Consider the following 13,774-nt stretch of genomic DNA (forward strand, 5'->3'; position numbering starts at 1 on the left):
AGAATTGAAAAGCGGGCGAAAAAAAACCGCTCGTTTATAGCGAGCGGCTTTTTCACGCGATGCGGCTGTTAAGACTGCAACGGCCCAGGGCCTTAGCTGCCGCCACCCCGGCGCATCATGTCGAAGAACTCGGAGTTGCTCTTCGTCTGGCGGATCTTGTCGAGCAGGAATTCCATCGACTCGACTTCGTCCATGTCGTGAATGAACTTGCGCAGCACCCAGATTTTCTGCAGCACTTCCGGCTTGATCAGCAGTTCTTCGCGGCGCGTGCCAGACTTGTTCAGATTGATCGACGGGTAGACGCGCTTTTCAGCAAGACGGCGCTCCAGGTGCACTTCCATGTTGCCGGTGCCCTTGAATTCTTCGTAGATCACGTCGTCCATGCGGCTGCCGGTTTCGATCAGCGCCGTGCCGATGATGGTGAGCGATCCGCCTTCTTCGATATTGCGCGCGGCGCCGAAGAAGCGTTTCGGGCGTTGCAGCGCGTTCGCGTCGACACCACCCGTCAGCACCTTGCCCGAGGCCGGCACGACCGTGTTGTACGCACGCGCGAGACGCGTGATCGAGTCGAGCAGAATCACCACGTCGTTCTTCATTTCGACGAGGCGCTTGGCTTTTTCGATCACCATTTCGGCGACTTGCACGTGGCGCGCCGCCGGTTCGTCGAACGTGGAGGCGATCACTTCGCCGGCCACCGAGCGCTGCATTTCCGTCACTTCTTCAGGGCGTTCGTCGATCAGCAGCACGAACAGCACGACGTCAGGATGGTTCTGCTTGATCGCGTGTGCAATGTGCTGAAGCATCACGGTCTTGCCCGACTTCGGCGACGCCACCAGCAGGCCGCGCTGGCCTTTGCCGATCGGCGCGATCATGTCGATGATGCGGCCTGTGACGTTTTCCTCGCCGCGCATTTCGCGCTCGAGCAGCAGCACCTTGTTCGGGTGCAGCGGCGTCAGGTTTTCGAACATGATCTTGTGCTTCGAGGCTTCCGGCGGCTGGCCGTTGACCTTGTCCACCTTCACCAGCGCGAAGTAGCGTTCGCCGTCTTTCGGCGTGCGGACTTCGCCTTCGATCGTGTCGCCCGTATGCAGGTTGAAGCGGCGGATTTGCGACGGGCTGATGTAAATATCATCCGTGCTGGCGAGGTACGAGGTTTCCGGCGAACGCAGGAAGCCGAAGCCGTCCGGCAGCACTTCGAGCGTGCCGTCGCCGAAGATCGTGTCGCCCGTTTTGGCTCGTTTTTTTAGAATGGCGAACATCAATTCCTGCTTACGCAGGCGGTTCGCGCTTTCGATCTCGAGGCCATTGGCCATCTCGATCAATTCGGACACGTGCAGAGTCTTAAGCTCGGATAAATGCATACGGAGAACCCGCAGGAGAAGGTGCGACGAAATGAAATCTGGGAGGAGAGTGAGCGGAACCGCTCAAGGACTTACACGTCTTTTCGACGTTTTGCGGATTCTAGCATAGCACACGCCAATTTCCGCCAGTGCGGCGGCATGGCATCTTTCTTGTTGGGCGTGTTGCCGGTTGACAACACGCCCAACAGGGCGCGCCCGCGGGTTTCGTGAAACCCTGGCAGCGCCGGTGCGACCGCTTTACAGGTTGCCGTCGAGGAACGCGGTGAGCTGCGACTTCGACAGTGCGCCGACTTTCTGCGCGGCGACAGCGCCGTTCTTAAACAGGATCAGCGTGGGGATGCCGCGCACGCCGAACTTGACCGGGGTCGATTGATGTTCGTCGACGTTGATCTTGGCGATTTGCAGGCGATCGGCGTAATCCTTCGCGACTTCGTCGAGGATCGGCGCGATCATCTTGCACGGACCGCACCATTCGGCCCAGAAATCGAGCAGCACGGGTTTATCGGATTTCACGACGTCCTGTTCGAACGATGCGTCGCTAATATGCTTGATTTGTTCGCTCATTGTATGAATACCTCTATCGGTTCGAGGCCCGCCTGAATTGCTCGCCACGATACGTCAAAATCTAAGGAAACTTCCGTTCGCTTTGCCGCAACCGGAGCCTTGGCCGCATACGCCGGAACAGTTGAAAATCTGCTCCGGAATATACGCAAGGCCCACACTTGCGGGTCATCCGTACGCCATCTTAGCTTAATTCGCTATGCGTTGCCGGGGGCGATAGTACTCATCAGGGGCAGTGGGGCCAACGGCTGCCGGTGACGTGCCACCGTGTTTCAACAACTGCGACGCCACCTATCTGGTGGCCTGGCAGCCCAAACTCAAGTGCCTTGAACGACATTGCCTAACTCGTGTGCGGGCGGCGATCCGCCGCGTCGCTGATGCGTTGGCTCGTCTTTGATCGTGCGTTGGCCGCGCTTTGTGCGCATTAACAGTCGCGCAACCGGGCAAGCGATGATAGAATGTTTCGTGACGGGCCTCCTCGCATGGAGGGATGGTCAACCTGGTCAGGTCGGGAACGAAGCAGCCACAGCCGTTTTCCACCAGTGCCGAGGGTCGGGCTCGTCACCTTCCTTTTCTGTATTGTCTGTCGTCCTTCAGTTTGTTCTCCGCGGGTTCGTCCGCAAAACTTTCTCTCTCCAGTTTTACCCTGAGCGGTGCTGTCCAGTCGCATGCGGTCACGCGTTTGTCGCACATCAGTCGCGCATCAAGCGCCTCATCTATTTTTTTCTATCGATTCGTTAGCCAGTTTCAATGACGTGGCGAGCTGCGTTCGCGCGCCGTCTCGAATCGGTTTTGCGCGCCGTTGTTACTGATACAATTTCCGCATGACCTATCAAGTTCTCGCACGCAAATGGCGGCCGAAGGATTTCGCGTCGCTCGTCGGACAGGAGCACGTGGTGCGCGCGCTCACGCACGCGCTCGACGGCGGCCGTCTGCACCATGCCTATCTGTTCACCGGCACCCGCGGCGTCGGCAAAACCACGCTGTCGCGCATCTTCGCCAAGGCGCTGAATTGCGAAACCGGTGTGACCTCCACGCCGTGCGGCGTGTGTCGCGCGTGTCGCGAGATCGACGAGGGGCGCTTCGTCGACTATGTGGAGATGGACGCGGCGAGTAACCGCGGCGTCGACGAAATGGCGGCGCTGCTGGAGCGCGCGGTCTATGCGCCGGTCGACGCGCGCTTCAAGGTCTACATGATCGACGAAGTGCACATGCTCACCAACCACGCCTTCAACGCGATGTTGAAGACGCTGGAAGAGCCGCCTTCGCACGTTAAGTTCATTCTTGCCACGACCGATCCGCAGAAGATTCCGGTCACGGTCCTGTCGCGCTGTCTGCAATTCAATCTGAAGCAGATGCCGGCCGGCCATATCGTGTCGCACCTCGAAAACATTCTCGGCCAGGAGCAGGTGCCGTACGACGCTCAGGCGCTGCGCCTGCTGGCGCGTGCCGCTGACGGCTCGATGCGCGACGCGCTGCCGCTGACCGATCAGGCGATTGCCTACTCGGCCAATCAGGTCAATGAGGAAGCCGTGCGCGGCATGCTCGGCGCGCTTGACCAGAGTTATCTGATCCGTCTGCTCGACGCGCTCGCCGACGGCGATGGCGCGGCGGTGCTCGCGGTCGCCGACGAAATGGCGTTGCGCAGCCTGTCGTTTTCGACCGCGTTGCAGGATCTGGCGAGTCTGCTGCACAGAATCGCGTGGGCGCAATTCGCACCATCGTCGGTGCTGGACGAGTGGCCGGAGGCGGGCGACTTGCGCCGCTTTGCCGACGCATTGAGCGCCGACCAGGTGCAACTGTTCTATCAGATCGCCACGATTGGGCGCAACGAACTGGGTCTCGCACCGGACGAATACGCGGGCTTCACGATGACGTTGCTGCGCATGCTGGCCTTCGAACCGGCACCCACCGGTGGTGGCGGCGGTGCGGCTGGGGCGGGGCGCGCGCGTGGCCCGGCGGGAGCGGGCGGAGCGAGAAGCGCCGGCGCGACTGCCGTGGCGGCGCAGCCTGCGAATCGTGCCGTGCAATCGGCGCCTGTGGCTTCCGCGGCGTCCGCTCCGGGATCGGATGCGGCATTGACATTGCCTGCTGGGGAAACCGTCCGCGTCGCCGGGCCACAATCTGCGGCCGAGGAGGCGCGGCCTGCGGCCGTCGCGGCGTCGGCGCCCGCAACGGCTGAGGCTGCGCCAGTTGCTGCCGCCGCGCCCGCAACAAGGGCCGTCGCTCCCTGGGACGCCGCCCCGGCCGAGCAGCCAGCAAGCGAAATCGCCGCGGTGCCGGAGTCGAGCGCCGCAGCGCCTGCCTTATCGCGAGACCTACCGGTTGCCGACCCGCTCGCACGCACCGCGCAGGCCGCGACGACACCTTCACACGAACCCGCGCCTGCCGCCGAAACCGCGCCGCGTCGTGGGAGCGGTGCCAGTGCCGCGCTCGACGTGCTGCGCAGTGCCGGTCTGAAAGTGTCCTCGGACCGTGGCCGCGCCACTGCGGCAGCCGCTGCGCCCGCTGTTCCGAAACCCGCCGCACCTCGCGTCGTCGTTCCGGTGCCGACGCCTGGCGCAGCGCGCCGCGCGCCGCAGCAAGAAGCGGCGCCGGCAGAGCCTGCCGCACGCGCATCGGCACCTTCATCCCCGGCACAACGCAGCGGCGCTGAACAAAGCGGCTCCCCGGTGCCTCCGTGGGACGACATGCCCCCCGACGAATACATGCCGCTCACGGCAGCGGACGAGGGCTACTACGGTCTGCCGGACGACAACTACGTCCCCGTGTTCGACAGCGGCCCGGATGATGTCCGCGTGAGCGCAGCTGCTGTGTCGACCCCGGCGCCGGTGGTCGATCAACGGCCGCTGCCGCCCGCCGTGCCGATGGATCCGCTTGGATTCAAGGGCGATTGGCCGGCGCTCGCCGTCGATCTGCCGCTCAAGGGCATTTCGTATCAGCTCGCGTTCAACAGCGAGCTTATGGCCCTGGAAGGCAACACGCTCAAACTGAATGTGCCGGTGCCGCAATACGCGGAAGCGTCGCAGGTCGCTAAACTGAAAGCCGCGCTCGCGGAAAGGCTAGGCCAGAACATCGATCTGCTGGTCGAGGTCGGTCCGGCGCGCCGCACCGCCGCGGCACACGACGCCGCCATGCGCGCCCAGCGTCAGCAGGAAGCGGAGCGCGAGATCGGCGCCGATCCGTTCGTGCAGTCGCTGATCCGCGAGTTCGGCGCGAGCATCGTGCCCGGCTCGATCCGCCCCATTGCGCCGGACGCCGGCTCGAACGGCGCGCCGTCCATCCACTGATTCGCCGCGCCAGCACAGCATGGCGCGTCCAATTTCCGAATTTCACGCTATCAAGAAGGAGCATGTCCATGATGAAAGGCCAACTCGCCGGGCTGATGAAGCAAGCCCAGCAGATGCAGGAAAACATGAAGAAGATGCAGGAGCAACTCGCGCTGATCGAAGTCGAGGGGCAGTCGGGCGCGGGTCTCGTGAAGGTGACGATGACCTGCAAGAACGACGTGCGCCGCGTGTCGATCGACCCGAGCCTGCTCGCCGACGACAAGGACATGCTGGAAGACCTCGTCGCGGCCGCGTTCAATGACGCCGTGCGCAAGGCCGAAGCCACCGCCCAGGAAAAAATGGGTGGCATGACCTCGGGCCTGCCGCTGCCGCCGGGCTTCAAGCTGCCGTTCTGATGAACGCCGCCGCGAGGCGAGGTGGCCGCTGCGGCCGCTGAAGCCACTAAAACCGCGGCGTGAACGGAATGCGTGAAGCGCACCTGCTGCCCGGTGCCGCCTGCGCGTTCCGGCTGAACTGAACTGGCGTTGGCTCGCGCAGGCCGTGCATCGCGCGCGCCTGCCTGGCCCGCCGCCAGGATGATGGAACCGATGGAATCAACCGCATCGCGACCCGCGTGCACGGGCGCCTACCCACTTCGACGCCGAACCGCATGAAACAACCTTCCGCCTTGTCGGCGCTCGTCGAAGCGCTGCGCGCTTTGCCCGGAGTCGGGCCAAAATCGGCGCAACGCATGGCGTACCACCTGATGCAGCACGACCGCGAAGGCGCCGAAAAACTCGGCCGCTCGCTGCTGTTCGCGACCGAGCATCTGCAGCACTGCGAGAAGTGCAACACATTTACCGAAGCACAGATCTGCGAAGTCTGCCTCGATGAGACGCGCGACCCGACGTTGCTGTGCGTCGTCGAGACGCCCGCCGACCAGATCATGCTCGAGCAGACGCTGACCTACCGCGGTCTCTATTTCGTCCTGATGGGGCGCCTGAGTCCGCTCGACGGCATCGGCCCGAAAGAGATCCATTTCGACCGGCTGGTCCGGCGCGCGTCGGATGGCGTCGTCAAGGAAGTCGTGCTGGCGACCAATTTCACCAACGAAGGCGAGGCCACCGCGCATTACCTCGGGCAGACGCTCAAGGCACGTGGTCTTGCCGTCACGCGCCTCGCGCGCGGCGTACCGGTGGGCGGCGAACTCGAGTATGTCGACGCCGGCACGATCGCCCGCGCCATGCTCGACCGCCGCTCGATGTAGCGCAGCGCGCCTGCCTCGCAGGATCAGAACAAAGGAGACACATGAGCGCCACCCCTGAATCAGGCGCGAGCGCCGCGCCCCAAGGCCCGCTCGCCGGCGTCAAGGTGCTGGAACTCGGCACGCTGATCGCCGGCCCGTTCGCCGCGCGTTTTCTTGGCGAGTTCGGTGCCGACGTCATCAAGATCGAAGACCCCAAAGGCGGCGATCCGCTGCGCAAATGGCGCAAGCTCTATCCCGAGGTCGGCGGCACGTCGCTCTGGTGGGCGGTGCAGGCGCGCAACAAGAAGTCCGTGACGATCAATCTGAAGGCCGAAGAGGGCAAGGAGATCGTGCGCCGCCTCGCGAAGGAAGCGGATATCGTCGTCGAGAATTTCCGGCCGGGTTTGCTGGAAAAGCTCGGGCTCGGCTATGACGTGCTCTCCGCGGAGAACCCCGGGCTCGTGATGGTGCGCCTGTCTGGCTACGGGCAGACAGGCCCGTATCGCGACCGGCCCGGCTTCGGCGCGATTGCCGAGTCGATGGGCGGCTTGCGCCATATCACCGGCTATCCGGATTTGCCGCCACCGCGCATCGGCATTTCGATCGGCGATTCGATTGCCGCGCTGCATGGCGTGATCGGCGCGCTGATGGCACTGCATCACAAGCAGGTGAACGGCGGCAAAGGGCAGGTCGTCGACGTCGCGCTGTACGAAGCCGTCTTCAACATGATGGAAAGCGTGGTGCCCGAATACGGCGTGTATGGCATGGTCCGCGAGCGCACCGGCGCGTCGCTGCCGGGCATCGTGCCGTCGAATACGTATCCGTGCCGCGACGGCAGCATTGTGATCGGCGGCAATAGCGATCCGATCTTCAAGCGCCTGATGGTGGCGATCGAGCGTAACGATCTGGCGAACGATCCGGGCCTCGCGCACAACGACGGCCGCGTGCCGCGCACCCAGGAAATCGACGGCGCGATCGCCGCATGGCTCGCCACGCGCACCATCGACGAAGCACTTGCCGTACTGAACGCGGCCGACGTGCCGGTGGGCCGCATCTACAGCGTGGCCGACATGTTCACCGATCCGCAGTACATGGCGCGGCAGATGATCCAGCGTTTCAAGTGGCAGGACGGCCAGGACATTACGCTGCCCGCGGTCACGCCGAAGCTCTCGGAGACGCCGGGCGAGACGCGCTGGCTGGGTCCCGAACTGGGTGAACATACGGATGAAGTCCTGCAATCGCTGGGTTATGATGCAGACCACATTGCGAGGCTGCACGCGCAACAGATCGTGTGAAGCGGCGCGCTTCGGGAATGCCTGCCGGGCGCGCTTCACGAAGGTTGCGTGCGCAACGTTGTAGCAGAAGAAAATACCGCACAACAAAAGTCGGAGACTCAAGACCATGCAACGCAGAAGTTTCCTCGCCGGCACTGCCGCGCTCGCGGGCGCCACGCTTGCGGCCACGCCGCTCAGCTTCGCGCAGGGCAAACCTGAAACCACCAAGGTGGCGATCGCCGTCGGCGGGAAGAATCTGTTCTACTACTTGCCGCTCACCATTGCGGAGCGTCGCAATTACTTCAAGGACGAAGGGCTCGACGTCGAAATTTCCGATTTCGCCGGTGGCTCGCAGGCATTGAAGGCGGCGGTCGGCGGCAGCGCGGACGTGGTGTCCGGCGCGTTCGAGCACACCTTGCTGCTGCAGGCGCAGAAGCAGATGTTCCGCGAGTTCGTGCTGCAAGGGCGCGCGCCGCAGATCGTGCTCGCGGTCTCGAAGAAGGCCATGCCGAACTACAAGTCAGTCGCCGATCTGAAAGGCAAGAAAATCGGCGTCACCGCGCCGGGTTCGTCGACCGCCATCATGGCGAGCTTCGTGCTGGCGAAAGCCGGTCTGAGCCCGAAAGACGTCGCGTTCATCGGCGTGGGGGCGGGCGCCGGCGCCATCGCCGCTCTCCAATCAGGGCAGATCGATGCGATCGCCAACCTCGACCCGGTGATCACCAAGCTCGAACGCACCGGCGAGATACGCGTCGTGTCGGACACGCGCACGCTGGCCGACACGCGCAGCGTATTCGGCGGCGACATGCCGGCTGGGTGCCTGTATGCATCGCAAAGTTTCATCACGAAGAACCCGAACACCACGCAGGCGCTGACCAACGCGATGGTGCGCGCGCTCAAGTGGCTGCAAACGGCGACTGGCAGCGAGCTGATCAACACGGTCCCGGAAGGCTACCTGCTCGGCGACCGTGCCGTGTATCTGGATGCGTGGCAGCACGTGAAGGAAGCCATGTCGCCCGACGGCCTGATGCCGGTGGACGGCCCGGCGACTTCGTTGAAGACCTTGCAGGCGTTCGACCCGGCCGTGCAGGGTAAGCCGATCGATCTGTCGAAGACGTGGACCAACGATTTCGTCAGGAAAGCACTGACCACCATCAAGGCGTAAGTCGAAACCGAACTTCGAAGCGAGCTGAACGATGACCGTTGCCGCCCTGGCGCTCGACAACATTACCTGCACGTTCGCTGCACGCGACAATCGCGCGCAGCGCTACACGGCGGTCAAGGACACCACCTTGCGCATCGCGCCGGGCGAGTTCGTCTCGGTGGTTGGGCCGACCGGCTGCGGTAAATCCACCTTGCTGAACGTCGGCGCGGGCCTGCTCGAGCCGTCGTCGGGGACGATCAGCGTGTTTGGTGAACCGCTCAAAGGCATCAACCGGCGCGCCGGCTACATGTTTCAAGCCGATGCGCTGATGCCGTGGCGCTCCGCCATCGACAACGTCATCGCGGGCCTGGCGTTTCACGGCGTGCCGGCCGCCGAAGCCCGCGCTCTGGCCGACGAGTGGTTAAAGCGCGTAGGTCTTGGCGGTTTCGGCGATCGTTATCCGCATCAATTGTCGGGCGGCATGCGCAAGCGCGTCGCGATGGCGCAGACGCTGATTCTCGACCCCGACATCATCCTGATGGATGAGCCGTTTTCCGCGCTCGACATTCAGACACGTCAGTTGATGGAAAACGAGCTGCTCGATCTGTGGGCGGCCAAGCGCAAAGCAGTGCTCTTCATTACGCACGATCTCGACGAGGCGATCGCCATGTCCGATCGTGTGGTGGTGCTGTCGGCGGGGCCGGGCACGCATCCAATCGGCGAATTCACGATCGACCTGCCGCGTCCGCGCGACGTCGCGGAAATTCGCTCGCATCCGCGTTTTGTCGAGCTGCATGCGCAGATCTGGAGCGTGTTGCGCGATGAGGTGCTCAAGGGTTATCAGCAGCAACTGACCGCCGTTTAGGCGCAGCGGCGCGCTTTGCGCCGCTCAGTTACACACCCAACCGTTCAAGGCAAACCGAGTCATGTGGAAGACATTGCGCCCGAATCGGGCGAATCTGGTGATCTGGCAATGGCTGCTGCTCGTGCTGTGCTTCGTGCTCTGGTACGTGTTGACCAGCCCGACTTTGCTGCCGGCCTTCTATTTCGACGACCCCAACAAGGCGGCGTTCTTCTTCGGCGAGCCGCAGAAAGTGCTGCAGCGAATCTGGGAATGGTTCACGGGCGGCGAGATTTATCTGCACCTTTGGATCACGCTGGTCGAAACCGTGCTCGCGTTCGCGCTCGGCACGGCGCTGGGACTCGGCGTGGGTTTGTGGCTCGCACTGTCGCCGCTCGCGAGCGCGCTGTTCGATCCGTACATCAAGGCCGCCAACTCGATGCCGCGCGTGATTCTCGCGCCGATCTTCGGCGTGTGGTTTGGTCTCGGCATCTGGTCAAAGGTGGCGCTCGGCGTCACGCTGGTGTTCTTTATCGTGTTCTTTAACGTCTATCAGGGCGTGAAGGAAGTCAGTCCGGTCGTGCTCGCCAACGCGCGCATGCTCGGCGCGAACGGCAAGCAGTTGCTGCGCTTCGTCTATTTGCCGAGCGCGATGAGCTGGGTGTTTTCCAGCTTGCATACCTCGGTGGGGCTGGCCTTCGTCGGCTCGGTGGTGGGGGAGTATCTGGGTTCGGCGCGCGGGGTCGGCTATCTGATTCTGCAAGCCGAAGGCACCTTCGACATCAATACCGTGTTCGCGGGGATTCTGGTGCTGACCGCGTTCGCACTGGTTCTCGATGCGATTGTCGGCATGGGCGAGCGGCGGCTGATGAAGTGGCAGCCCAAAACGGGCGATACCGAAAAACTGTAGGACTGTCCGATCAGATGCCGATTGCACACCGATCGGACAGCGCTCACCCAAGTGAGCGTCAGGGCGTCACCACCACCTTGCCGATTACGCGGCGCTCCGCCATATCGCGCAGCGCGCGCCCGGTCTCCTCGAGCGGATAGCGTGCCGACACATACGGCTTGAGCTTGCCTTCGCCAATCCACCGGGTCATCTGCTGAAACGCCGCGTGATTGTGTTGCGGTTCGCGCTTCGCAAAGTCGCCCCAGAATACGCCGACCAGACTCGCGCCTTTGAGCAGCGTCAGGTTGAGCGGCAGCTTGGGAATCTCGCCGTTCGCGAAACCGACCACCAGATAACGCCCACGCCAGCCGATGCTGCGAAACGCCGGTTCCGCGTATATGCCGCCGACGGGATCGTAGATCACATCCGGGCCTTGTCCATCGGTCAGCGCCTTGATGCGTTCGCGCAGATCCTCGGTGCTGTAGTTGATGGTGGCATCCGCGCCGTGCTTGACGCAGGTTGCGAGCTTTTCGTCGCTCGACGCCGCAGCGATCACGCGCGCGCCGAGCGCCTTGCCGATCTCGACGGCCGCGAGGCCGACGCCGCCTGCCGCGCCCAGCACCAGCATCGTCTCGCCGGCCTGCAACGCGCCACGATCGACCACCGCGTGATGCGATGTGCCGTACGCGAGCGTGAATGCAGCGGCCAATTCAAACTCGACGCCGTCCGCCAACGGCACGCACGCGGCAGCAGGCGCCAGCGCGTGTTCGGCGAAGCCGCCCGAACCGGTGAAGGCGACCACGCGCGCGCCGGGCCTGAACTGCGTCACGTCGGCGCCGACCGCGCGCACGACGCCCGCGACTTCCGAACCGGGCGTGAAGGGCAGGGGTGGTTTGAACTGGTACTTGTTCTCGATGATCAGCACGTCGGGAAAATTGACGGCTGCGGCTTTCACGTCGATCACGACGTGGCCGGGCGGCGGCTCGAGGTCCGGCAGGTTCTCGACGACCAGGCTTTCGGGCGGCCCGTACTGATTGCAGCGAATCGCGCGCATTGTGTCTCCGTTTCGATGAGGGTCCAGCAAGGGGATTTCGTTCAGGGCGTTTGCCGGTATTTTGAGTGTAAAGAAATCCGCACGATCGTGCATTTTTATTGCGCTGCGCACGGCCCGCAAAAGACTTATGCATCACTTGCGCGCGACCGGCAACCGACCGATACCGGCTCGCCACGGACTTGGCACGTGCGTGTTGCATAGGGCGTGCGCGCGGGCCGCGGTGTCGTTCGCGCGTCTTCTTTCCTCGGTTACAATCGCCGGATGCGAATCCTACTCAGCAACGACGACGGTTATCTGGCGCCAGGCCTTGCTGCGCTTTACGAAGCGCTCAAGCCGATCGCGGACGTCACCGTCATGGCACCCGAACAGAATTGCAGCGGCGCGTCGAATTCCCTGACGCTGTCGCGGCCGCTCTCGGTCCTGCGCTCGGCCAATGGTTTCTATTATGTGAACGGCACGCCCACCGACTCGGTGCACATCGCGCTGACGGGCATGCTCGACCATACGCCGGACCTGGTGATCTCCGGCATCAACAACGGCCAGAACATGGGCGAAGACACGCTCTATTCGGGCACCGTCGCCGCCGCCACCGAAGGCATCATGTTCGGCGTGCCGGCCATTGCGTTTTCGCTGGTCGACAAGGACTGGGTGCATCTCGACGACGCCGTGCGCGTCGCCGCGGAAATCGTCGCTCACTATATTGAGCAGCCGCTGCCCGGCCATCCGTTGCTGAACGTCAATATCCCGAACCTGCCCTACGAGCAGATCGGGGACTGGCAGATCACGCGTCTCGGCAAACGGCATCCGTCGCAGCCAGTCATCCGCCAGACCAATCCGCGCGGCGAGCCGATCTACTGGATCGGGCCGGCGGGCAGCGCGCGCGACGCGAGCGAAGGCACCGATTTTCACGCTGTCGCCCACGGCCACGTGTCGATCACTCCGCTGCAACTCGATCTGACCCACACGCAAATGCTGCCCGCGGCGCGCGACTGGGTGCGTGCGGGTAGCGGCGCTTCATGACGAGCGAGCGCGCCAAGCGCTTTCCGCTGGGCCTCGAGGACCTGGTGCGTGAACCGCGCCGTCCCGAAGGGCGTCCGGGCGAAATCCGCGCGGCGGCACTGGCCGCGAGCGCGGCGCTGAACGCACGGCCGCAGCAGGCGAAGAACGCGGCCGCCGGTTCCACGGGTAAATCCCAGTCGAAGCAGGCCGCTGGCGCGCAGACGCAGGCGCGGGGCAAGCCGCAAGGCGGCCCTGTGGCCGGGGCTGTGCCGAAGCCGTCGGCCGCGTCGTCGGCGAAAGCGCCGATGAGCACACCGTCGAAGGCACCGGCCAAGGCGCCGATAAGCACACCGGCGAACGCATCCGCGAAAGCCGCTTCCCAGAGCCAGGGCGCTCGCACTACGCCGCAATCGGCGGTGCCGGCCAAACCCGCGCCCCGCGGCAACGAACGCACAGGCGCGCCGAACGTGGCTTTGAACGGCGCTTTGGCGCTGACTTCGGAACGGGTTCGCGAACGCATGGTCGAACGCCTGCGTGCGAACGGCGTGACCGATCAGCGCGTGTTGAACGCGATGGCGGTCGTGCCGCGCCACATGTTCGTCGACCCGGGCCTCGCGGCTCAGGCGTACGAAGATGCCGCATTACCGATCGGCCATCACCAGACGATCTCGAAGCCCTCGGTGGTGGCGCGGATGATCGAACTGGCCGCCGCCGGCCGCGCGCTGAACAACGTGCTCGAAATCGGCACCGGCTGCGGCTATCAGGCGGCAGTGCTGAGCCAGGTCGCACGCGAGGTCTATTCGATCGAACGCATCAAGCCGTTGTCCGAACGCGCGAAGACCAACTTGCGTCCGCTGCGCATTCCGAACATCCGCTTGCACTATGGCGATGGGCGATTGGGCCTGCCGTCGGCGGCGCCGTTCGACGCGATCGTGATCGCCGCGGCGGGGCTCGACGTGCCGCATGCATTACTTGAACAACTCGCGATCGGCGGCCGTCTGGTCGCGCCGGTCGGCTCGCAGGAAGGCCAGAGCCAGGTGCTGACTCTGGTCGAGCGCCTCGGACCCGCGCAGTGGCGCGAGTCGCGGCTTGATCGCGTTTTCTTTGTACCCTTAAAATCCGGAGTGATTTGACAC

The 13,774-nt window shown here is 63.9% G+C and carries 12 protein-coding genes and 1 other RNA gene; 10 read left to right on the top strand and 3 right to left on the bottom strand.

Going from position 1 to position 13,774, the window contains the following annotated elements:
• Positions 1–92: 92 nt before the first annotated feature.
• Together rho and trxA are read right to left on the bottom strand one after the other, a co-directional pair.
• Complete coding sequence (gene rho / locus A6V37_RS28560; protein ID WP_006048863.1) at positions 93–1,361, bottom strand: transcription termination factor Rho; 1,269 nt, start codon at positions 1,359–1,361, stop codon at positions 93–95.
• Between the two features lie 237 nt (positions 1,362–1,598).
• Entirely contained in the window at positions 1,599–1,925 is a 327-nt protein-coding gene (trxA, locus tag A6V37_RS28565; RefSeq protein WP_006048864.1) for a thioredoxin TrxA, read from the bottom strand.
• Between the two features lie 464 nt (positions 1,926–2,389).
• On the opposite strand from trxA, the gene ffs reads away from it, so the two are divergent.
• The 8 genes from ffs (at position 2,390) to A6V37_RS28605 (ending at position 10,606) form a co-directional block, all read left to right on the top strand.
• Positions 2,390–2,488, top strand: an RNA gene (gene ffs / locus A6V37_RS28570) — signal recognition particle sRNA small type.
• Positions 2,489–2,746: 258 nt separating this feature from the next.
• Complete coding sequence (locus tag A6V37_RS28575) at positions 2,747–5,212, top strand: DNA polymerase III subunit gamma/tau (RefSeq protein WP_064286556.1); 2,466 nt, start codon at positions 2,747–2,749, stop codon at positions 5,210–5,212.
• 68 nt (positions 5,213–5,280) lie between these two features.
• On the top strand, positions 5,281–5,607 hold the full coding sequence (locus tag A6V37_RS28580) for a YbaB/EbfC family nucleoid-associated protein (protein ID WP_007182071.1): 327 nt from the start codon (positions 5,281–5,283) through the stop codon (positions 5,605–5,607).
• 254 nt (positions 5,608–5,861) lie between these two features.
• Positions 5,862–6,458 carry a recombination mediator RecR gene (gene recR, locus A6V37_RS28585; RefSeq protein WP_064269922.1) on the top strand — a complete coding sequence of 199 codons (597 nt, stop codon included), beginning with the start codon at positions 5,862–5,864 and terminating at the stop codon, positions 6,456–6,458.
• Positions 6,459–6,499: 41 nt separating this feature from the next.
• Complete coding sequence (locus A6V37_RS28590) at positions 6,500–7,732, top strand: CaiB/BaiF CoA transferase family protein (protein ID WP_064269923.1); 1,233 nt, start codon at positions 6,500–6,502, stop codon at positions 7,730–7,732.
• A gap of 106 nt (positions 7,733–7,838) precedes the next feature.
• Complete coding sequence (locus A6V37_RS28595) at positions 7,839–8,876, top strand: ABC transporter substrate-binding protein (RefSeq protein WP_064269924.1); 1,038 nt, start codon at positions 7,839–7,841, stop codon at positions 8,874–8,876.
• 31 nt (positions 8,877–8,907) lie between these two features.
• Positions 8,908–9,720, top strand: coding sequence for an ABC transporter ATP-binding protein (locus A6V37_RS28600; protein WP_064269925.1), 813 nt, complete (start codon positions 8,908–8,910; stop codon positions 9,718–9,720).
• A gap of 61 nt (positions 9,721–9,781) precedes the next feature.
• Positions 9,782–10,606, top strand: a complete 825-nt coding sequence (locus A6V37_RS28605) for an ABC transporter permease (protein WP_064269926.1) — start codon at positions 9,782–9,784, stop codon at positions 10,604–10,606.
• Positions 10,607–10,664: 58 nt separating this feature from the next.
• On the opposite strand, the gene A6V37_RS28610 is transcribed toward A6V37_RS28605, so the two are convergent.
• Positions 10,665–11,639, bottom strand: a complete 975-nt coding sequence (locus A6V37_RS28610; RefSeq protein ID WP_064286559.1) for an NADPH:quinone oxidoreductase family protein — start codon at positions 11,637–11,639, stop codon at positions 10,665–10,667.
• A gap of 261 nt (positions 11,640–11,900) precedes the next feature.
• On the opposite strand from A6V37_RS28610, the gene surE reads away from it, so the two are divergent.
• Positions 11,901–12,659: a 5'/3'-nucleotidase SurE gene (surE, locus tag A6V37_RS28615; protein WP_064269973.1), complete on the top strand. Its 759-nt coding sequence runs from the start codon at positions 11,901–11,903 to the stop codon at positions 12,657–12,659.
• On the top strand, positions 12,656–13,771 hold the full coding sequence (locus A6V37_RS28620) for a protein-L-isoaspartate(D-aspartate) O-methyltransferase (protein ID WP_064269928.1): 1,116 nt from the start codon (positions 12,656–12,658) through the stop codon (positions 13,769–13,771). Before surE ends, A6V37_RS28620 begins: the two co-directional genes overlap by 4 nt.
• Positions 13,772–13,774 lie beyond the last annotated feature (3 nt).

This window comes from Paraburkholderia ginsengiterrae, from assembly GCF_001645125.1.
GTDB lineage: Bacteria > Pseudomonadota > Gammaproteobacteria > Burkholderiales > Burkholderiaceae > Paraburkholderia > Paraburkholderia ginsengiterrae.

What these genes read in the sequence shown, in the direction of transcription:
- surE (WP_064269973.1), top strand. Translation starts at nt 11,901, where the DNA reads ATGCGAATCCTACTCAGCAACGACGACGGTTATCTGGCGCCAGGCCTT.
- trxA (WP_006048864.1), bottom strand. Translation starts at nt 1,925, where the DNA reads ATGAGCGAACAAATCAAGCATATTAGCGACGCATCGTTCGAACAGGAC.
- A6V37_RS28610 (WP_064286559.1), bottom strand. Translation starts at nt 11,639, where the DNA reads ATGCGCGCGATTCGCTGCAATCAGTACGGGCCGCCCGAAAGCCTGGTC.
- A6V37_RS28600 (WP_064269925.1), top strand. Translation starts at nt 8,908, where the DNA reads ATGACCGTTGCCGCCCTGGCGCTCGACAACATTACCTGCACGTTCGCT.
- A6V37_RS28575 (WP_064286556.1), top strand. Translation starts at nt 2,747, where the DNA reads ATGACCTATCAAGTTCTCGCACGCAAATGGCGGCCGAAGGATTTCGCG.
- recR (WP_064269922.1), top strand. Translation starts at nt 5,862, where the DNA reads ATGAAACAACCTTCCGCCTTGTCGGCGCTCGTCGAAGCGCTGCGCGCT.
- rho (WP_006048863.1), bottom strand. Translation starts at nt 1,361, where the DNA reads ATGCATTTATCCGAGCTTAAGACTCTGCACGTGTCCGAATTGATCGAG.
- A6V37_RS28620 (WP_064269928.1), top strand. Translation starts at nt 12,656, where the DNA reads ATGACGAGCGAGCGCGCCAAGCGCTTTCCGCTGGGCCTCGAGGACCTG.
- A6V37_RS28580 (WP_007182071.1), top strand. Translation starts at nt 5,281, where the DNA reads ATGATGAAAGGCCAACTCGCCGGGCTGATGAAGCAAGCCCAGCAGATG.
- A6V37_RS28595 (WP_064269924.1), top strand. Translation starts at nt 7,839, where the DNA reads ATGCAACGCAGAAGTTTCCTCGCCGGCACTGCCGCGCTCGCGGGCGCC.
- A6V37_RS28605 (WP_064269926.1), top strand. Translation starts at nt 9,782, where the DNA reads ATGTGGAAGACATTGCGCCCGAATCGGGCGAATCTGGTGATCTGGCAA.
- A6V37_RS28590 (WP_064269923.1), top strand. Translation starts at nt 6,500, where the DNA reads ATGAGCGCCACCCCTGAATCAGGCGCGAGCGCCGCGCCCCAAGGCCCG.